Origin of the sequence: Actinophytocola sp. (assembly GCF_036002505.1) — a bacterium.
GTDB lineage: Bacteria > Actinomycetota > Actinomycetes > Mycobacteriales > Pseudonocardiaceae > DASYTH01.
The window spans coordinates 21,124-39,221 of sequence record NZ_DASYTH010000218.1 but is presented as its reverse complement, the minus strand read 5'-3'; the positions used below and the strand labels follow the sequence as shown (position 1 = coordinate 39,221).

Here is an 18,098-nt window from a genome sequence, read left to right as displayed (position 1 = left end):
AGCGGCCGTCGATACATTCGAAGTGTGGCGCCCTCCGCGGTTTTCACCCGCTACACCCTGGCCTCCGGGTTCGCCACGGCCGTCAGCCAGGTGGTGCTGGCGGTCCTTTCCGGCCGGACTCCCGCCGTCGCCGCCGGCACCATCGCCTTCGCCGCGGGTGCCGTCCCGCACTTCCTGCTGATCCGGCGGTGGGCGGCCGGCCCGCTGTCCCGGCAGGTCACCGTCTATGTCATCGTCACCGCCGCCACCGGCCTGCTCTCCATCGGCACGGTGACCCTCGCGGACGCCCTCGTCGATCCCCTCGTCACCGACCCGTCCCTGCACACGGTCGCGCTCAACCTCGCCTACCTGCTCGGCGGCGCACCCGTGTTCGTGGCGAAGTTTCTAACCCTGGACCGCTTTCTTTTCGTTCGGCGCATAGGAAGCGGCCAGTTCGACGAGGGTGCGGGCGGCGAACCCGGTGGCGCCCGGAGCTATGTCTTCGTAGGTCTTGTCGGCGCGCGCCGGACCGGCGATGTCGAGGTGCGCCCACGGAAGACCGCCCGTGAACTCGCGCAGGAACAGGGCGGCGGTGATGCTGCCCGGCCCGGGTGGGCACTGGCGGACGTCGGCGACGTCGCTGCGGACGGCGTCGGCTAGCTCGGCGGCGAGGCTGTCCAGGTCGTCGGTCAGGGGCATCCGCCACCAGCGTTCGCCGGCCAGGTCGCCGGCGGCGCGGATGCGGGCGGCCAGGTCCTCGTCGGTGGCGAACAGGCCACCGATGCGCAGCCCGAGGGCGACCTTCATGCCCCCGGTGAGGGTGGCGACGTCGATCATGAGGTCGGGGTCGAGCCGCTCGGTGGCGTAGGCCATCGCGTCGGCCAGGACCATGCGGCCTTCGGCGTCGGTGTTCGTCACCTCGGTGGTCCGGCCGCCGTAGTGGCGGACCACGTCGCCCGGGCGGTAGGCGGACCCGGAGACGTGGTTCTCCGCGCAGGCGACCAGGGCCGTGGCGCGGACCCCCAGGCCCAGCCGGGCGATGGCGACCAGGGCGGCGATCACCGCGGCGCCCCCGGCCATGTCGGTGCGCATCAGGTGCATGCCGTCGGCGTGCTTGATCGAGATGCCGCCGGTGTCGAACGTGATGCCCTTGCCGATCAGCACCAGGTGCACGGCCGCCGGCACGGGCGGCTGCCAGCGCAGCTCGATCAGCCGGGGCGGGCGGGCGGAGCCGGAGCCCACGGCGAGCGTGCCGCCGAAGCCGTGCGCGGCCAGCCACCGCTCGTCGTGGACGGCCGCCCGCACGCCGGGCAGCCCAGCGGCCGCGCGGGTGGCCATCGCGGCGAGCCAGGCGGGATCCTTGATGTTGGACGGGGCGTTGGCCAGGTCGCGGGTCAGCGACGTCGCCTCGGCCAGCACGGTCGCGCGCTCGGCCGCCGCGGCCAGTTCGGCCAGTTCCTCGGGGCGGGGCGCGACCACGCGGATCGTCCGCAGCCGCGGCTTCGGGGCGGCCGTGGCGGCGGTGAACTGGTAGCCCCCCAGCCGCAGCCCGCGCACCAGCTCGGCGACCTCGGCCGTACCCGCGCCGTCCGGAAGCCGCAGCTGCAGCGTGCGTTCCACCCGCCGGCCGGCATCCGAGTCGGCGGCGAGGCGGTCGTTCACCGCCCGGGTCAGCGCCGCGCCCGCGGTGCGCCAGGCCGCCGGCAGGCCGTCGCCGACCCCGACCACCCAGCGCGCCACCGCGCCCACCGGTCCTAAGTGGACCTCACCGGTCTGGCCGGTGAGGCCTACGGAATCGATCCATTCGGCGGTGAGATCCGCACCGCCCGGCCCGATCGACGGCGCCGATTCGCCGGCGGCGGTCCGGGTCACGACCGCGACCGGCCCGCCCCGCGCCGCCGCAACCACCTCCACATCGGGAAGCCGGGTCGGTAAGGCGGGCAACGGCGTGGGCAAGGAGTCCTCCCTGGAAAAAGGCTAGCCCCGGCCTCCACGTTGGACCGTGCGCGAAGCTACGGCGAACGCGGACCGGGGCCGAGCTCACTCGCGTCGGGATGGGAGGCGTCAGCCCGCCGCGGCCTTGAGCGCGTCGCCCAGGGCGTTGGCCTCGTCCGCCGACATCTCGACCACGAGGCGACCACCACCCTCCAGGGGGACGCGCATCACGATGCCCCGACCCTCCTTCGTCACCTCGAGGGGACCGTCTCCGGTCCGGGGCTTCATGGCCGCCATAGCGTGCTCCCTCCGTCGGTGCCTCCCACTCTGAACGGGGTCGCCCGGTCAGAGCCCAGGACATTCTCCCCCATCGCGTCTCGGCGGTGAAATCGAACCGATCAACGCGTGTCGCGCTGACGTGCCACGATGCCCGGACGCAGTGGCGCATGTCCCCCGGGCGGTGCCAGACTCAAACGTCGTGCGGGCTCGTTCGGCGCTGTTCGATGTGTACGGCGGCTACCTCAGGGCACGGGGCGGTTCGGCGGCCATCGCCGCGCTGGTCCGGTTGCTCGAGCCGCTGGGTTTTGGCGCACCCGCCATCCGGACGGCCGTATCCCGAATGGTCCGGCAGGGTTGGCTGGAGCCGGTGCGGCTGGCCGAAGGTCCCGGCTACGCGCTGACCCGGCGGGCCGAGCGCCGGCTGGACGAGGCCGCCGCGCGGATCTACCGCACCCGACCGTCCACCTGGGACGGCCGGTGGCACGTGCTGGTGCTGGCCGAGCTGCCCACCCGCGGCGACCGCGAGCGGCTCGACTCCTCGTTGCGGTTGCTCGGATACGCCCCGCTCGGGCCGACCACCTGGATCGCCCCGCGCACCTCGCCGGAGCTCGCCGACCTGCTGGCCGCCGAGGACGTCACCGCGAGCGTCTTCCACGGCCCGCACGAGGGCACCGACGCCGAGCTGGCAGCACGGGCCTGGAATCTCGAGGCATTGGGCGCGGAGTACACCGCGTTCGTCGAGGAGTGGGAATCCGAACTGTCGGCTGTGGACGGTTCGGTGCCGGCCGAGGCGTTCGCCGCGTCACAGCGGCTGCTGCACGCCTGGCGGCGGTTCCTGTTCCGGGATCCCGGGTTGCCGGCGGACCTGCTGCCGCCGGACTGGCCCGGCACCCGGGCCGCCGCGTTCTTCGACCGGCAGACCGCGCGGCTGGCGCCGGCCGCCGAGGAGTTCCTCGACCGTTGTCTGGACCACCAGCGCCGCGCCCGATCGACCGCGTAAGTCCCCACAACCAAAGGAAAAGAACCTTGACCGACACCGCTCCCCTGGTCATCGACGACGCCGACGGTGTGCGCACGCTGACGCTGAACCGGCCGGACGCGTTCAACTCGCTCACCCTGCGGCTCAAGGAGGACCTGCTGGCGGCGCTCCGCGACGCGGCCGCCGACGACGGGGTGCGGGCGGTGGTGCTCACCGGCGCCGGGCGGGCGTTCTGCGCCGGCCAGGACCTCAAGGAGCATGTGGCCCTGCTGCGGGCGAACGACCCGGCGCCGCTCTCGACGGTCTCCGCGCACTACAACCCGATCATCAGCACGATCACCGGCATGCCCAAGCCGGTGATCGCCGCGGTGAACGGGATGGCCGCGGGCGCCGGCGCGTCCCTGGCCTACGCCTGCGACCTGCGCATCGCCGCGGCGTCGGCGAAGTTCCTGATGGCCTTCGCCAACGTCGGGTTGACCGCCGACTCCGGCGCGTCGTTCACGCTGCCCCGGCTGATCGGCTACGGGCGGGCGATGGAGATGATGCTGCTGGCCGCGCCGGTCCCGGCCGAGCAGGCGCTGGCGATCGGCATGGTCACCCAGGTGGTCGCGGACGACTCGGTGCTGCCCACCGCGCAGGAGCTGGCCAAGCGGATGGCCGCCGGACCCACGACGGCCTACGGCAAGATCAAGGAGGCGTTCCTCGCGGCGGCCGCCGGGACGCTGGACGACGCGCTCGCCACCGAGGCGCGCACCCAGGCCGAGGCCGGCGCCACCGCCGACCACCTGGAGGCCGTCGACGCCTTCGTGGCCAAGCGCACCCCGACCTTCACCGGGCGTTAGGGAGCGATGAATGACTCATTCAGTGCGGTGGACGCATCGAATGAGTCATTCATGGCATTGCGCGCCAGCAGGTGGCGACGTGGTCGTCGACCATGCCGGTGGCCTGCATCATCGCGTAGCAGGTGGTCGGGCCGACAAAGGTGAAGCCGCGGCGCTTGAGCTCCTTGGCCATGGCCGTGGACTCGGGCGTCACGGCCGGCACGTCGGCGAGCGTGGCCGGGCGGGGCCGGCCGGCCGGGTCCGGCGCGAACGACCAGAGCAGCTTGTCCAGCGGGGTGTCCAGCTCGGCGACGGCGCGCGCGTTGCGGATCGCCGCGTCGATCTTGGCCCGGTTCCGCACGATGGCGGTGTCGGCCAGCAGCCGGGCGACGTCGTCCGGGCCGAACGCGGCGACCCGGGCCGGGTCGAAGCCGGCGAACGCGCGCCGGAAGCCCTCCCGCTTGCGCAGGATGATCAGCCAGGACAGGCCGGACTGGAACGCCTCCAGGGTCAGCCGCTCGAACAGCGGCACCGCACCGTGCAGTGGCACGCCCCACTCGTTGTCGTGGTAATCGACGTACTCCGGCGCCGAGTCGCCCCATCCGCACCGGGGACGGCCATCGGTCACGGCTGCTCGGCCTTGGTTGTCGTGTCCTGCCCGGCTTCCAGCTCGGCGACCCGGGCGCGCAGCTCGCCCAGCTCGGCCCCGGCCCGCGCCAGCACCCAGTCCACTTCGGACATCTTGTAGCCGCGCACGACCTGCTGGAACCGAACGTCATGCAGGTCCTCGGCGGTGATGCCGGCTTCGGGCAGCCGGGTCGGCGAGGCGCCGGGCGGCAGCGCCGGCAGCTCCTCGCCGCGGCCGAACAGGATCGACGCCAGCAGGAACACCACGGCCGCGACGAGCACCATCACGACCAGGTAGATGAGCGCGGTGGTCACGCCGACGATCGTGTCACGCCGGTCCGACGGTGTTGAATCCGAGGGTGAGGGCTCGGGCCCCGTTCCGCTACCGCTGTGAGCGGCTTGGCAGGAACCGACTCCCCGGGCAGACCATCCTCTGCCCCGCCCTCACCCGCTCATCGTGGCGCTCCGCGCCGCTGCGCCCCATTGTGGCCTACCGTCGTCGCCGGTGAGCCCGCACAGTCACGCAGCCGAGCCCCTGGCCACCAGGAGATCGCGCATCGGTGGGCGGTCGGCGGCGAGGATGGTGGCGGTGTCCGGCAGCCACTCGCCGGCGACCTGGAGGAACTGGGTGAGCCCGCCGGGCGCCGGCGGGATGCCGCACCGGGACAGCGCCGTGCCCAGGATCTGCCGCGCCATCAGGCCCAGTTCGGCCAGCGGGCGGTTCCGGTGCTTTCGCACGCCGAGGTTGACCTGTGCGAGCCCGGCCAGGCCCAGCACCGCGTAGGCGTCCAGCAGCAGGCCGATCTCCACGCCGTACCCGGCCGCGAACGGCACCGACTCGAGCAGCGCCCGGGTGCCCGCGTACTCCCCGGCCAGCGGCTGGATCACCCCGGAGAGCTCCGGGCGCAGCGCCGAGAGCAGCGGCCGCGCCATCAGCTCGGTGACTCGCCCGCCGCCGGAGCCCTCGCCGCCGAACGGCCGGCGGTAGAACGCCTTCACCAGCTGCACGTCCGGCTCGGTCAGCAGCGGGCCGAGCAGGGCCGGGACGAAGCCGGGATCCGGGTCGACCAGGTCGGAGTCGATGAACACGAGCAGCTCGCCGGTGGTCGCGGCGAGCGAGCGCCAGAGCACCTCGCCCTTGCCGGGCAACGGTTCCAGGTCGGCGAGCACGTCCGTGCGGCGCACCACCCGGGCCCCGGCCGCGGCCGCGACCTCGATCGTCCGGTCGGTGGAGCCGGAGTCGACCATCACCAGCTCGTCCACCAGCGAGCCGAGCAGCGGGCGCACCGAGGCCACCACCCGGCCGACCGTGGCCTCCTCGTTCAGCGCCGGCAGCACCACGCTGACCGTGCGGGATCCCTTGGCCCGCACCAGTTCCGGCACCGACCAGGCACTGCCCTGCCAGGTCCGCTCGGCGAACCAGGTGTGCGCGTCCGGGTGCATCACGCCTCGCCGTCCAACTCGCGAATGTTGGCCAAGGTCGACTTCATGCCAATGCCCGCAGGCAGCGGGCCGGCGGCCGGGTTCCGGCGATGCTGGCGACCATCTCGACCACCCTCCTGGTCTGGCGCACCTGGTGCGCGCGGAAGACCCGGGCGCCGGCGAACGCGGCCACCGATGTCGCGGCCAGCGTGCCGTCCACCCGGTCGGCGAGCTCCGCACCCAGCGTCTCGCCCACGAAGTCCTTGTTGGACAACGCCATCAGCACCGGCCAGCCGGTGTCCACCAGCTCGTCCAGGCGGCGCAGCAACTCCAGGCCGTGCCAGGTGTTCTTGCCGAAGTCGTGCGTCGGATCGATCAGCACGCCCTCTCGCGGCACACCCAGCGCGACCATCCGCTCGGCCCGCTCCACCAGCTCGGCCGCCACCTCGGCGACCACGTCCAGGTAGCGCACCCGGTGCGGGTCGGTGCGCGGCGCCGCCCCGCCGGTGTGCGAGCAGACGATGCCGGCGCCGAACTCGGCGGCCACCTCGGCCAGCGCCGGGTCGGCGCCCGCCCAGGTGTCGTTGATCAGGTCGGCGCCGTTGCGGCAGGCCGGCCGGGCCACGTCGTGCCGCCAGGTGTCCACGCTGATCACGAGGTCGGGATGGCGCTCCCGCACCGCGGCGACGAACGGCACGACCCGCCGGCTCTCCTCGGCGGCGTCCACCTCCTCGCCGTGTGAGCCGGCCCGGACCCCGCCGACGTCGACGATGTCCGCGCCCTCGGCCACCGCGCGGTCGACCGCCGCCATCGCCGCCCGGTCGTCGAACGTCGCGCCGCGGTCGTAGAAGGAGTCCCTGGTGCGGTTCACGATCGCCATCACCAGGGCACGATCGTCGGCCACCGCACGGGTGCCGAACCGGAGGGCTGCCACGCCCCGATGGTGCCATGCACCCGGCGGCCGGCCCGCCCACGATACGTCGTGGTCACAATATGTGACGCTCAGGAAACGCCGCACGCGTCCAGCGCGCCGGCGACGGTGGTAGTGACGGCCAACGCGTCCAGCGCCCTGGTTGACGCGAAACCCTTGTCGCGCAAGCCTTGCACCCAGCCGATCAGCCCGGTCCAGTGCGTGTCGGGGTCGAGCAGCACCACCGGTTTGTCGTGCATACCGAGGTAGCGGGCGGTCCAGACCTCGAACAGCTCCTCGCAGGTGCCGAGGCCGCCGGGCAGCGCGAGGAACGCGTCCGCGTGTGCCTCCATCAGCGCCTTGCGCTCCCGCATGGTGTCCACCACGAGCAGCTCGTCCGCGTCGTGGTCGGCCCACTCCCGGTCCACCAGCGCCCGCGGGATGACCCCGACCGTCCGGGCGCCACCCCGGCGGGCGGCCCGCGCGACCGCGCCCATCATCGACGCGCGGCCGCCGCCCCACACCAGCGAGGCGCTCCGGGCGGCGATCTCCGCGCCGACCGCGGCGGCCAGCTCCAGATAGGAATCGGGCACCGACGCGTGCGATCCACAGTAGACGGCGACGGCGAGCGCACGCCCGCTCAATGCGTCTCGGTCCAGGCCTGGTAGGCCTCCTCGACCACCCGGATCGCGTCGTCGATGTCGTCGGTGAGGTGCAGCAGGGCGAGGTCCTTCTCGCCGATCTTCCCCTGCGCGTAGACGAAGTCCCGCACCCAGGAATGCAGACCCCCCCAGTAGGACCGTCCGAAGAGGACAACCGGGAACTTGGTGACCTTCTTGGTCTGCACCAGGGTGAGCGCCTCGAACAGCTCGTCCAGAGTGCCGAATCCGCCGGGCAGGCAGATGAACGCCTGGGCGTACTTGATGAACATGGTCTTGCGGGTGAAGAAGTACCGGAAATTCACCCCGAGGTCCACCCACGGGTTGAGGCCCTGCTCGAACGGCAGCTCGATGCCCAGACCGATGGACAGCCCGCCGGCCTCCGAGCAGCCACGGTTGACCGCCTCCATCGAGCCCGGCCCGCCGCCGGTGATCGCGGCGAACCCGGCGTGTGCGAGCGCCGCACCGATCTTCCGGCCCAGCTCGTACTCGGGGTGGTCCCGTTGCGTGCGCGCCGACCCGAACACCGTCACCGCTCGCGGCACCTCGGCAAGCGCCCCGAACCCCTCGACGAACTCGGCCTGAATCCGCAGCACCCGCCAGGGATCGGTGTGCACCCAGTCGGTCGGCCCGCGCGAGTCCAGCAGCCGCTGGTCCGTCGTGGTCGGCTCGGCTCGCCTTCCCCGTCGCAGCACCACCGGTCCCCGCTGCTTCTCCCGCGGATGCTCCTCGTCCTCCGACAGCTCCGCGGGCTCCTGACTTGTCACCCGCGCGAGTCTAGGGGGACATGAGGAAGCGGGTGAGCACGTCGGCGCAGCGGCGGATCTGGGCGACCGGGACGTGCTCCTCGCGGGTGTGCGCGAGGGTGGGGTCGCCGGGGCCGAAGTTGACCGCGGGGAGGCCGGCGGCGGCGAACCGGGCGACGTCGGTCCAGCCGAGCTTGGCCACCGGGTCGCCACCCGAGGCATGCACGAGCTGCCGGGCGGCGGGTGCGGACAGGCCCGGCATGGCGCCGGCGGCGTGATCGACGACGGTCACCGCGTAGCCGGCGAACACCTGGCACAGGTGCTCTTCGGCCTGGTCGGGCGTGCGGTCCGGGGCGAACCGGTAGTTCACCGTGAGCACCGCCTCGTCCGGCACCACGTTTCCTTGCACCCCGCCAGAGATGGCCACCGCCTGAAGCCCTTCCCGGTAGTGGCAACCGTCGATCTCGACCCTGCGCGGCTCGTACTCGTCGAGCCGGCGCAGTGCCCCGCTCATGGCGTGGATGGCGTTCGCCCCCATCCAGGCCCGGGCGGTGTGCGCGCGGCGACCGGTGGTGTGCACCTCGACCCGCATGGTGCCCTGGCAGCCGGCCTCCACCACGGCGTTCGACGGCTCGCCGACGATCGCCAGGTCCCCGGCCAGCCACTCGGGCAGCCACCGCTCGATCCGGCCGAGCCCGTTGCGTGCGGCGTCGACCTCCTCGCAGTCGTAGAACACGAACGTCAGGTCGTGGGTAGGTGCGGTGGCGGTGGCGGCCAGGTGCAGCAGCACCGCGTCGCCACCCTTCATGTCCACCGAGCCGAGGCCGTGCAGGATCTCCTCGTCGCCTTCCCCGGTGCGTTTGCCCGGCAGGTTTCCGTTGACCGGCACGGTGTCCAGGTGCCCGGCGAGCACCACCCGGAACGGCCGGCCGAGCGTGGTGCGGGCCAGCACCGTGTTGCCGGACCGGACGAGCTCGAGGTGCGGCGCCTGCTCACGGAGCGCGGTCTCGACAAGCGCGGCCAGCTCGGCTTCCTGACCAGACACGCTCGGGACGTCTACCAACGCGGCGGCCAGCTCCACAGGATCGCCGGCAAGCTGAAGGGCTGCGGTCACAGTGGGTAGGCTACGAGCGCGACGACTCCACGTGGAAGTCACGTGGAGCACGTGATAGACTGTGGTCATGCCTAAGAGCGTTGGATTGAACAAGGGCACCGGTGGACGGAAGCGGAACCTCACCATCCAACTGGACGAGGAGATCATTCAGCAGGCCAAAGAGTTAGCTGTCCGCAGGAACACGTCGGTCAGCGGCCTGGTGACCCAGAAGCTGGAGGAGATGGTGTCGGCCGAAATCCGATACCGGCAGGCCATGGAGCGCGCCCTCGAGGCAATGGACAATGCCATCGACCGGGGTGGCATTACATCGACCCGTGACGAACTCTACGAGGAAATGTTCGACGAATGAGCAGCAACACCGATCGGTCCTTCATTGACACGAACATTCTCCTGTACGCACATGACCAACGGGATCCCGGCAAACAGGAGATCGCGCAAGCGTTACTCCGAAAGTTGTGGCGAGACCGCACCGGCGTGCTCAGCACGCAAGTGCTGATAGAGTTCTACAATACTGCAACTCAAAAGCTGAAGCCTGCGATGTCCAAAAGCGAAGCACGTGCCATTATGACGGACTACGGCACGTGGTGTTCATCGAATACCAGCCCGCTACAACTTGTTTGGGCAAGTTCGCTTCAGGAAAGGTATTCGACCTCCTGGTGGGATGCGTTGATCATTGAGGCGGCGATGCGGAGCGGAGCGAAGACGTTACTGTCCGAGGACATGCAGCACGGCCAGACGTTCGGATTGCTGACCGTGCGGAATCCGTTCGTGGAGAACTGACTAGCCTTGCGTGACGTGAGCAGCTCTGTGGACTCGACCGGCGCGCACGGCGTCGGGTTGGCGACGGTTGGTGACGACGGGACCGTGCTGGACGCGTGGTTCCCGCGGCCGCGGCTGGGGGCCGGGCGGGCACCGGGCACGCAGCACCTGTCCGAGCAGGACGCGGCCGACGAGCTGGGGCGTGAGGTGTCCGCGCTGCTCGGGCCGGACGCCGACCGGGGCGTCGAGGTCATCCCGGTGCGGACCGGGATCACCCGGCTGTCGGACCCACCGGCCGACGCCTACGACGTGTACCTGCGCCTGCACCTGCTCTCCACCCGGCTGGTGCAGCCCAACGGGCTGAACCTGGACGGGCTCTTCGGCCTACTCACCAACGTGGTCTGGACCAACCGGGGGCCGTGCCGGGTGGAGGGGTTCGAGTCGACCCGGTTGAGGCTGCGGGCCAGCGGCCCGGTCACCGTGCACCTGGTCGACAAACTGCCGCGGATGGTCGACTACGTGGTGCCGTCCGGAGTGCGCATCGCCGACGCCGACCGCGTGCGGTTGGGGGCGCACCTGGCCGCCGGCACCACCGTGATGCACGAGGGGTTCGTCAACTTCAACGCCGGCACGCTCGGCTCGTCCATGATCGAGGGCCGGATCTCGCAGGGCGTCGTGGTGGCGGACGGCTCCGACGTCGGCGGCGGGGCGTCGATCATGGGCACGCTCTCCGGCGGCGGCCGCGAGACGATCACGATCGGCAAGGGCTGCCTGGTCGGCGCGAACGCGGGCATCGGTATCTCGCTCGGCGCCGACTGCGTCGTGGAGGCGGGCCTCTATGTCACCGCCGGCACCAAGGTCACGCTGCCGGACGGGCGCGTGGTCAAGGCCCGTGAACTGTCGGGGCGCACCGGGCTGCTGTTCCGGCGCAACTCCACCACCGGACGGGTCGAGGCGGTGCCGCACACGGCCGGCGGCGTCGAGCTCAACGCTGCCCTGCACGCCAACGACTGACGGCACAAAGCTCACGTTGTGGGCGCCCGCCGTTCACCTACTATTTACCCGTGAGCTCTTCGACAGCTGCGACCACGCGCCGATCCCGTGACACCGAGCCGATCCGCACTGTCGACTTAGGATTGACCAAGACCCCGCTGACCGCGCGGCCCGGTGACCCGCCGGCGGTGCACGTGCGGGCGCGGCTGGACGAGCAGTTGCGGGCGCTGCTGGTGCACGATCCGGTGGCCCGCGAGGGCTCGGATCCCGAAGGCGTACACCAGATGCGGGTGACCGTGCGGCGGCTCCGGGCGGCGCTGAAGGCCGAGGGCGCGAGCCTGGGGCCGGCCGCCGACGAGCTGCAGGCGGAGATGAAGTGGCTGGGCGGGGTGCTCGGCCCGGTCCGGGATCTGGATGTTCAGCTCGACCACCTGCGCGGCCTCGCCGCCGACTTCGAGCCGGCCGAGCGTGACGCGGTGGAGCGGCTGCTGCTCGGGCTGCGCGCGGCCCGGCGGAAGGCACGGCAGCGCCTGCTCGGCGCACTGAAAAGCCCGCGCTACACCGCGCTGCTCGAGGCGCTCGCGGCGGCGGCGCGCAGCGAGGTTCCGGCCGGTGACGAGTTCCCGGCCAGCCGCAAGGCACGCGCCGGCGGGCTGATCGAGTTGATCAAGCGGCCGTACCGGAAGCTGCGCCGGACGGCGAGCGCCCTGGACGAGGACCCGCCCGACGACGATCTGCACGCGCTGCGCATCCAGGGCAAGCGGCTGCGCTACGCCGCCGAGCTCGCCGTGCCCACCGGCGGCAAGCCGGTGCGAAAGTTGATCAAGGCAACCAAGGAGTTCCAGGACCTGCTGGGCGACCATCAGGACGCCGTGGTGGCCGAGCAGGAGGTGCGCCGCCTGCTCACCGAGCTCGAGGACCCGGTGCCGCTCGACGTCGGCGTCGCCGCCGGCCGCCTGGTCGAGCGCGAACGCACCCGCCGCGCCGACTGCCGCGCCCGCTGGCGCGACGCCCTCGCCGCCGTCGACTCCAACGCCACCAAAGTGCTGGCCGGCTGACCCAGCGAGTTTGACACCCACGGACAGCCTCGCCCCTACCAACCGCACCTCAGGGGACACCGACGGCACCCAGCCACCATCAACCCGACAACCGCACCGTTCCCCGGAACGCAACGACAGGAGTCAATTCCGGAGCGGCGGACCAGTCAGGCGCGCCGCTACCTCGGCGACGCGGGTGTCGGATTCGGTGAGGGCGACCCGGATGTGGCGCGAACCGGACGGGCCGTAGAAGGTGCCGGGGGCGGCGAGGATGCCGCGGTCGGCGAGCCAGGCGATGGTGGACCAGGCGTCCTCGCCGCGGGTGGCCCAGAGGTAGAGGCCGGCTTCGGAGTGGTCGATGCGGAACCCGGCATTCTGGAGCGCCTCCTGGAGGAGGGTGCGGCGGGCGGCGAAGCGGGCGCGCTGGGCGGCGACGTGGTCGTCGTCGGAGAGCGCGGCGGTCATCGCGGCCTGGACCGGGCGGGGAACGATCATGCCGGCGTGCCGGCGGATCTCCAGGAGGCGGGCGACGAGGGCCGGGTCGCCGGTGACGAAGCCGGCGCGGTAGCCGGCGAGGCTGGAGCACTTGGACAGGGAGTGCACGGCCAGCAGGCCGTCGAAGCGGCCGGCGCAGACGTCGGGGTGCAGCACGGAGACCGGCTCGGCGTCCCAGCCGAGGGTCAGGTAGCACTCGTCGGACACCACGATGGCGTCGCGCTCGCGGGCCCAGTCGACGACCTTGCGCAGGTGCTCGGCCGGGAGCACACGGCCGGTCGGGTTGGACGGAGAGTTCAGCCACACCACCGCGGGCCGCGCCGGGCCGAGCGCGAGCAGGCTGTCGGAGCGGACCAGGGTGGCCCCGGCGAGGCGGACGCCGACCTCGTAGGTGGGGTAGGCGAGCGACGGGATCACCACGGTGTCGCCGGGGCGCACGCCGAGCAGGATCGGCAGCCAGGCCACCAGCTCCTTCGAGCCGATCGTGGGGAGCACCGCGTCCGGTTTGACGCCGAGCACGCCGTGCCGGCGGCGCAGGGCGTCGACGGCGGCCTTCCGCAGCTCGGGGGTGCCGTGCGTGGTCGGGTAGCCGGGGGCATCGGCGACCGAGGCCAAGGCGTCGCGGATGAACGGGGGGACGGGGTCCACGGGCGTGCCGACCGAAAGGTTGATCACGCCGTCCGGGTGGGCGCGGGCCCGAGCGCCGTGCCCGGCCAGCAGGTCCCAGGGGAACTCCGGGAGCTCAGTGGTCAGCCGCACCGTTGCTCTCGCCCATGGGCGGCAGGTTCATGATCAACGGCGGGTCGGCGGCCACCTTGCCGACCTTCGCCGCGCCGCCGGGGGAACCGAGCTCGATGAAGAAATCGACGTTCGCCTTGGTGTAGTCCTTCCACTGGTCGGGCACGTCGTCCTCGTAGTAGATGGCCTCCACCGGGCAGACCGGCTCGCACGCGCCGCAGTCGACGCACTCGTCGGGGTGGATGTACAGCATCCGCTCGCCCTCGTAGATGCAGTCGACCGGACACTCTTCGATGCAAGCCTTGTCGAGCACGTCGACGCAGGGCTCGGCGATCACATAGGTCACTGCGCTCTCCTGCTCCTATCCTGAACTGGCGTGCAGTCGCGAGGTTACCGGCGCTGCCTAGTATCCCTCTGAACGTCCGCCCACCCGCACTGGGTGCCACCCAACTCACATCATCTCAGCAGGTGGATGGTCAGGTCTGGGCGGCGAGCCAGCGGCGGGCGGACTTGACGGCGCGCTTGAGCGCGGACCGCTCGCCGAAGTAGTCGCCGGCGATGCCGACGACCGGGATCGCGCCCAGCGCGCGGTGGTAGAACCGGCCCTGCGGGCGCTTGTCCAACTCGTCGCCGAGGGCCCACAGAGTGCGGCCGAACCGCCACAGCGTGCGGGCCGCGGCGCGGACGGTGATCCGGCCGTGCTTCTTGGTGGACTCGGTGAGCTCCTCGGTCAGCTCGGCGGTCTCCCGGTCCTCCGCGGCCCGGTCGGCCGGGCGCGCGGCGAGGGCCGGGTCGATGTCGCGCTGGAACAGGACCGACGCGAGCAACCGGACCCGGTCGGCCTCGGCGGTGACCCCGTGCTCGGCCGCGATGGCGCACAGCAGCAGCCCCTGCCCGGCCAGGGCCAGCGTGTCCTGCACCGGCAGCCGGTCGGCGAGCGCGCCGCCGAGCCCCGGGATCGCGGCCAGCAGCACGGTGAACCGGCCGACCCGGTTGACCCACCAGTCGTCCCGCTCCTCGACGCTCATCCGGCCCCACGCCGCGGTGCCGGGCACCCGCACACTTTCCAGCCCGTCGGCGAGGCGTTCCCGCAGCCCGCGCTCCACGCCGCCGAGCGTCCGGGCATCCTCGCCCGCCAGGCCATCCGGCGCCGCCCCACCGTCCATCGCGCGGGCCGTCGGGAGCACCCGGCGCACCAGGCCCAGCGGGTCGGATTCGCGCAACGCGGCCAGCATCGGCGTGGTGGCCCGGACGAACGGCCGGAGCACGGCGACCACGTGCTTGTCCTGGATCAGCTCAGCCACGCCGGGCTCCGAGGGCCATCGCGGCCGGGAGCGAGCCGCCGGCCAGGAGCAGGAGCGCGCGCCAGTCCTGGACGAGGACGATGTCGCCGCCGGGGCCGGCGAGGCCGAACACGCCGATGCAGAGCAGCCAGACCAGCAGCGGCGCGGCGGCGACGGAGAGCCGGGTGGAGAGGGTGCCGGCCACGGACACCAGCCAGGGCATGGTCAGCGCGGCCACGACGGCGGTGAGCGGGAGCGGGAACCCGTCGAGGTCGGGGAGCAGGAAGCCGTCGAACCGCAGCGGCAGGTAGAGCAGCTCGAGCGCGGCCAGCAGCACGCTGTCGGCGATCAGCACAGCCAACACGAGGCGCTGCCGGAGAGTCATCCCAACCCGCCGAACAGGTCCGTGCCGGCCCGGTCGGCGGAACCGCGGGCCAGCACGTAGAACTCGTCGGTGACGATGGGTTGGGCGATGGCGTTGGAGAGTGCGTAGCAGCGCTCGCCGTCGGCGCCCTGCCAGACGGTGACCTGGGTGGCGTGCGCGCGCATGGCGGCGAGCTTGGCCGGCAGCACCTCGGACACCGGGACCACCGTGGTGATCTCCGCGTCCTCGGTCACCGGGAGCTCGCCGGGCCGGGGCAGGCGGAACGGCAGTCCGTCCATTGTGGACAGTGCGGCAACGCCTTCCTCGGTGGCCCGGCGGGAGGTCACGGCGTAGAACACGCGGTCCACAGTGGACACCGAGGCGCCGGCGGCCATGGTGATGTCGTGGGCGCGGACGTGGTCCGGGTGGCCGTACCCGCCGTCCGGGCCGTAGCTGACCACCACCTGCGGCGCGACCTCGGCCAGGATCTCGGCCAGCGCGCCGGCCTGCTCGGAAAGGTCGCCGGCGGCGAAGGCGCGCGGGTGGGAGTTGGCCGGGGTGCCGGCCATGCCCGAGTCCCGCCACCGCCCGATGCCGCCCAGGTAGCGGTGGTCGGACACGCCCAGCGCGGCGCAGGCGGTGCGCAGCTCGCCGACCCGGTACCCGCCGAGCTGGTCCGCCTCGCCGGCCGCCAGCCGGCGCAGGGACTCCGGGATGACCTCGCCCTCCTCCCCCAGCGTGCAGGTGACCAGCGTGACCTGCACCCCGGCCGCGGCGTACCGGGCGATCGTGCCGCCGGTCCACAGGCTCTCGTCGTCCGGATGCGCGTGCACCAGCAGCAGCCGGGGTGGAGCGGTCAGGGTCACCCGGAAAAGCGTAGTGCCCCGCGCCCACGCTCCCGCCCGTTGGCTCGTCGTGCGAAGTCCCGGCCCAGCCAACGAAACCTCAGGGGACCGTGACGCAACCCAGCCACAATCCACCCCGCAACCGCCGCGTTCCCCGAAACGCCACCACCGTCAACAATTCCGGAGAGGCGGGCTGGGAGGCGGGCTAGACGCGGATCCGGGGGTCGAGGTAGGCGGCAAACACGTCGACAACAGCGCTCAGGGTCACGAACGTGATCAGCGACAGGACCGCGATGGCCAGCAGGATCGGGATGTTCGGGCCGCCCAGAGCACCGACGAACAGGAGTCCGAGGCCGGGGTAGCTGAACACGAACTCCACGATGATCGCGCCGCCCATCAGCAGGCCGAAAAGGATCCCGATGTGGGTGACCACCGGCAGCAACGCGTTGCGCGCGGCGTGCCTGAAGATGATCGTCCGTTCCGGCAAACCCTTACCCCGGGCGGTGTTCAGGTAGGGCTGGCCCAGCACCTCGATCATCGAGGCGCGCATGAGCCGCGCCATGAACGCGATGTCCATCAACGCCAGGCTGATCGCCGGCAGGAGGACCTTCCGGTACCACGGCACCTCGACCCCGAACGGTGGCGGCAGCTGCGGGAAGACCTCGATGCCGAGGACGTGCACGCCGGTCAGCGTGGTGCGCAGGACGAAGGCGATCACGAACAGCGGCACGCACAGGATCAGGATCGTGCTGACCGACACGAGTGCGTCGAGGAACGTGTCCTTCCAGACCGCCGCGGCGATGCCGGCGAGCACCCCGATCAGCACGTCGATGATGATCGCCAGCGTGGTCAGCCGCAGCGTGTTCGGCGCCGCCGCCGCGAGCAGGTCCGCGACCGGCTTGCGGGTGGTGAAGTCGACTCCGAAGTCGAGCGTGACGATGTTCTTCAGGTAGATCAGGTACTGCTCGAACATCGGCTTGTCCAGGCCGAAGTGGGCCTTCAGCATCACCTGCGTGTCCGGTGGCAGCAGCTTCTCCCCCCGCCACTTGAACGGGTCGCCGAGCCGGAAAACGGCGAGGTACATCAGGAACGTGGACCCGAGGAGCGCGAGCACGGCCTGGCCGAACCGGCGTGCGACGAAAACCAGCATGGCTCAGCTCACCCGGATCCGGGGATCGAGGTAGGCGCTGAGCACGTCCACGACCGCGCTCAACGTGACGAACGTGATCACGGCGAGCACCGCGATGGCGAGCATGACCGGGTTGTTCACGTTGGCCACGGACCGGATGAACAGGTAACCGAGGCCCGGGTAGCTGAAGATCGTCTCGGTGATCACCGCGCCGCCGAGCAGGGCGCCGAACGCGATGCCGACGTGGGTTACCACCGGCAGCAGGGCGTTGCGCGCGGCGTGCTTGAAGATCACGATGCGCTCCGGTAGGCCCTTGGCCCGGGCCGTGTGCAGGTAGGTCTCGTGCATGACCTCCAGCATCGAGGCGCGCACCAGCCGGGACACGAACGCGATCTCAAGCGCGCCGAGGGTGAACGCGGGCAGCAGCACAGCCTTGAACCACGGCGGTTCCACCCCGAACGGATGCGGGAGCTGGGGGAACAGCTCGCTGCCGAACACGTGCAGACCGGACAGCTTCGCCCGGAGGATCAAGCCGAGCACGAAGCTCGGGACGCACAGCAGCATGACCGTGCTGACCGTGACCAGCGCGTCGATGAACGTGTCCTTCCAGACCGCCGCGGCGATCCCGGCCAGCACCCCGAACAGCACGTTGAGCGCGATGGCCAGCACGGCCAGCCGGACCGTGTTCGGCGCCGCGGCTCCCAGCAGCTCCGAGACCTGCCGGCGCTGGTCGAAGTCGATCCCGAAGTCGAGCGTGAAGATGTTCTTCAGGTAGATCAGGTACTGCAGGTAGAACGGCTTGTCCAGGCCGAAGTGGGCGTGCAGCAGGGCCCGCGCCTCCGGCGAGACCACCTTCTCCGACCCGGGCTTGGTCAGGAACGGGTCGCCGAGCTGGAACACCGCGATGTACATCAGGAACGTGGAACCGATGAGCACCAGCACGGCCTGCGCGAACCGGCGAACGGTGAAGATCAGCACGGGCAG

General features: G+C 71.6%; 23 protein-coding genes. 6 read left to right on the top strand and 17 right to left on the bottom strand.

Features of this window, described 5'->3' with window-relative positions; genetic code table 11:
* Positions 1-50 precede the first annotated feature (50 nt).
* The 3 genes from VGR06_RS19105 to VGR06_RS19095 form a co-directional block, all read right to left on the bottom strand.
* Positions 51-221 carry a hypothetical protein gene (locus VGR06_RS19105; protein ID WP_327560453.1) on the bottom strand — a complete coding sequence of 57 codons (171 nt, stop codon included), beginning with the start codon at positions 219-221 and terminating at the stop codon, positions 51-53.
* A 163-nt stretch (positions 222-384) separates the two neighbouring features.
* Positions 385-1,935: a leucyl aminopeptidase family protein gene (locus tag VGR06_RS19100; protein ID WP_327560452.1), complete on the bottom strand. Its 1,551-nt coding sequence runs from the start codon at positions 1,933-1,935 to the stop codon at positions 385-387.
* 108 nt (positions 1,936-2,043) lie between these two features.
* Positions 2,044-2,211 (bottom strand): DUF3117 domain-containing protein, encoded by a 168-nt coding sequence (locus tag VGR06_RS19095; RefSeq protein ID WP_012783412.1) that lies wholly within the window; start codon positions 2,209-2,211, stop codon positions 2,044-2,046.
* A gap of 181 nt (positions 2,212-2,392) precedes the next feature.
* On the opposite strand from VGR06_RS19095, the gene VGR06_RS19090 reads away from it, so the two are divergent.
* Together VGR06_RS19090 and VGR06_RS19085 are read left to right on the top strand one after the other, a co-directional pair.
* Positions 2,393-3,193, top strand: a complete 801-nt coding sequence (locus tag VGR06_RS19090) for a PaaX family transcriptional regulator C-terminal domain-containing protein (protein ID WP_327560451.1) — start codon at positions 2,393-2,395, stop codon at positions 3,191-3,193.
* Between the two features lie 26 nt (positions 3,194-3,219).
* Positions 3,220-4,014, top strand: coding sequence for an enoyl-CoA hydratase-related protein (locus VGR06_RS19085; RefSeq protein ID WP_327560450.1), 795 nt, complete (start codon positions 3,220-3,222; stop codon positions 4,012-4,014).
* Positions 4,015-4,063: 49 nt separating this feature from the next.
* On the opposite strand, the gene VGR06_RS19080 is transcribed toward VGR06_RS19085, so the two are convergent.
* The 7 genes from VGR06_RS19080 to dapE form a co-directional block, all read right to left on the bottom strand.
* Entirely contained in the window at positions 4,064-4,621 is a 558-nt protein-coding gene (locus VGR06_RS19080; RefSeq protein ID WP_327560449.1) for a DNA-3-methyladenine glycosylase I, read from the bottom strand.
* Positions 4,618-4,935 (bottom strand): DivIVA domain-containing protein, encoded by a 318-nt coding sequence (locus tag VGR06_RS19075; protein ID WP_327560448.1) that lies wholly within the window; start codon positions 4,933-4,935, stop codon positions 4,618-4,620. The genes VGR06_RS19080 and VGR06_RS19075 overlap by 4 nt, the downstream gene beginning before the upstream one ends.
* A gap of 204 nt (positions 4,936-5,139) precedes the next feature.
* On the bottom strand, positions 5,140-6,063 hold the full coding sequence (locus VGR06_RS19070) for a glucosyl-3-phosphoglycerate synthase (protein WP_327560447.1): 924 nt from the start codon (positions 6,061-6,063) through the stop codon (positions 5,140-5,142).
* 43 nt (positions 6,064-6,106) lie between these two features.
* Positions 6,107-6,976 (bottom strand): dihydropteroate synthase, encoded by an 870-nt coding sequence (folP, locus tag VGR06_RS19065; protein WP_327560446.1) that lies wholly within the window; start codon positions 6,974-6,976, stop codon positions 6,107-6,109.
* 68 nt (positions 6,977-7,044) lie between these two features.
* Entirely contained in the window at positions 7,045-7,596 is a 552-nt protein-coding gene (locus VGR06_RS19060) for a TIGR00730 family Rossman fold protein (RefSeq protein WP_327560445.1), read from the bottom strand.
* Positions 7,593-8,378 (bottom strand): TIGR00730 family Rossman fold protein, encoded by a 786-nt coding sequence (locus VGR06_RS19055; protein WP_327560444.1) that lies wholly within the window; start codon positions 8,376-8,378, stop codon positions 7,593-7,595. The genes VGR06_RS19060 and VGR06_RS19055 overlap by 4 nt, the downstream gene beginning before the upstream one ends.
* Positions 8,379-8,388: 10 nt before the next feature.
* Positions 8,389-9,471 carry a succinyl-diaminopimelate desuccinylase gene (dapE, locus tag VGR06_RS19050; protein WP_327560443.1) on the bottom strand — a complete coding sequence of 361 codons (1,083 nt, stop codon included), beginning with the start codon at positions 9,469-9,471 and terminating at the stop codon, positions 8,389-8,391.
* Positions 9,472-9,538: 67 nt separating this feature from the next.
* Between dapE and VGR06_RS19045 the strand changes: the two genes are divergently transcribed.
* The 4 genes from VGR06_RS19045 (at position 9,539) to VGR06_RS19030 (ending at position 12,281) form a co-directional block, all read left to right on the top strand.
* On the top strand, positions 9,539-9,820 hold the full coding sequence (locus VGR06_RS19045) for a DUF6364 family protein (protein WP_327560442.1): 282 nt from the start codon (positions 9,539-9,541) through the stop codon (positions 9,818-9,820).
* Positions 9,817-10,251, top strand: coding sequence for a PIN domain-containing protein (locus VGR06_RS19040; protein ID WP_327560441.1), 435 nt, complete (start codon positions 9,817-9,819; stop codon positions 10,249-10,251). The genes VGR06_RS19045 and VGR06_RS19040 overlap by 4 nt, the downstream gene beginning before the upstream one ends.
* Before the next feature lie 6 nt (positions 10,252-10,257).
* Entirely contained in the window at positions 10,258-11,244 is a 987-nt protein-coding gene (gene dapD, locus VGR06_RS19035) for a 2,3,4,5-tetrahydropyridine-2,6-dicarboxylate N-succinyltransferase (protein WP_327560440.1), read from the top strand.
* Positions 11,245-11,366: 122 nt separating this feature from the next.
* Complete coding sequence (locus VGR06_RS19030; RefSeq protein ID WP_327560439.1) at positions 11,367-12,281, top strand: CHAD domain-containing protein; 915 nt, start codon at positions 11,367-11,369, stop codon at positions 12,279-12,281.
* Between the two features lie 123 nt (positions 12,282-12,404).
* Here the strand turns inward: VGR06_RS19030 and dapC are convergent, their stop codons facing one another.
* From dapC to VGR06_RS18995, 7 genes are all read right to left on the bottom strand, one after another.
* Complete coding sequence (gene dapC / locus VGR06_RS19025; protein WP_327560497.1) at positions 12,405-13,508, bottom strand: succinyldiaminopimelate transaminase; 1,104 nt, start codon at positions 13,506-13,508, stop codon at positions 12,405-12,407.
* On the bottom strand, positions 13,498-13,839 hold the full coding sequence (gene fdxA / locus VGR06_RS19020) for a ferredoxin (RefSeq protein WP_327560438.1): 342 nt from the start codon (positions 13,837-13,839) through the stop codon (positions 13,498-13,500). The genes dapC and fdxA overlap by 11 nt, the downstream gene beginning before the upstream one ends.
* A 130-nt stretch (positions 13,840-13,969) precedes the next feature.
* Positions 13,970-14,797, bottom strand: coding sequence for a hypothetical protein (locus VGR06_RS19015; protein WP_327560437.1), 828 nt, complete (start codon positions 14,795-14,797; stop codon positions 13,970-13,972).
* The gene (locus VGR06_RS19010; RefSeq protein WP_327560436.1) at positions 14,790-15,140 is read right to left on the bottom strand and encodes a hypothetical protein; all 351 of its coding nucleotides are present in this window, start codon (positions 15,138-15,140) and stop codon (positions 14,790-14,792) included. Before VGR06_RS19010 ends, VGR06_RS19015 begins: the two co-directional genes overlap by 8 nt.
* Before the next feature lie 17 nt (positions 15,141-15,157).
* Positions 15,158-16,006, bottom strand: coding sequence for an N-acetyl-1-D-myo-inositol-2-amino-2-deoxy-alpha-D-glucopyranoside deacetylase (mshB, locus tag VGR06_RS19005; RefSeq protein ID WP_327560435.1), 849 nt, complete (start codon positions 16,004-16,006; stop codon positions 15,158-15,160).
* Positions 16,007-16,190: 184 nt separating this feature from the next.
* Positions 16,191-17,135, bottom strand: a complete 945-nt coding sequence (locus tag VGR06_RS19000; protein WP_327560434.1) for an ABC transporter permease — start codon at positions 17,133-17,135, stop codon at positions 16,191-16,193.
* Between the two features lie 3 nt (positions 17,136-17,138).
* Entirely contained in the window at positions 17,139-18,092 is a 954-nt protein-coding gene (locus VGR06_RS18995) for an ABC transporter permease (protein ID WP_327560433.1), read from the bottom strand.
* Between the last annotated feature and the right edge of the window lie 6 nt (positions 18,093-18,098).

What these genes read in the sequence shown, in the direction of transcription:
- VGR06_RS19095 (WP_012783412.1), bottom strand. Translation starts at nt 2,211, where the DNA reads ATGGCGGCCATGAAGCCCCGGACCGGAGACGGTCCCCTCGAGGTGACG.
- VGR06_RS19070 (WP_327560447.1), bottom strand. Translation starts at nt 6,063, where the DNA reads ATGCACCCGGACGCGCACACCTGGTTCGCCGAGCGGACCTGGCAGGGC.
- VGR06_RS19045 (WP_327560442.1), top strand. Translation starts at nt 9,539, where the DNA reads ATGCCTAAGAGCGTTGGATTGAACAAGGGCACCGGTGGACGGAAGCGG.
- VGR06_RS19040 (WP_327560441.1), top strand. Translation starts at nt 9,817, where the DNA reads ATGAGCAGCAACACCGATCGGTCCTTCATTGACACGAACATTCTCCTG.
- VGR06_RS19000 (WP_327560434.1), bottom strand. Translation starts at nt 17,135, where the DNA reads ATGCTGGTTTTCGTCGCACGCCGGTTCGGCCAGGCCGTGCTCGCGCTC.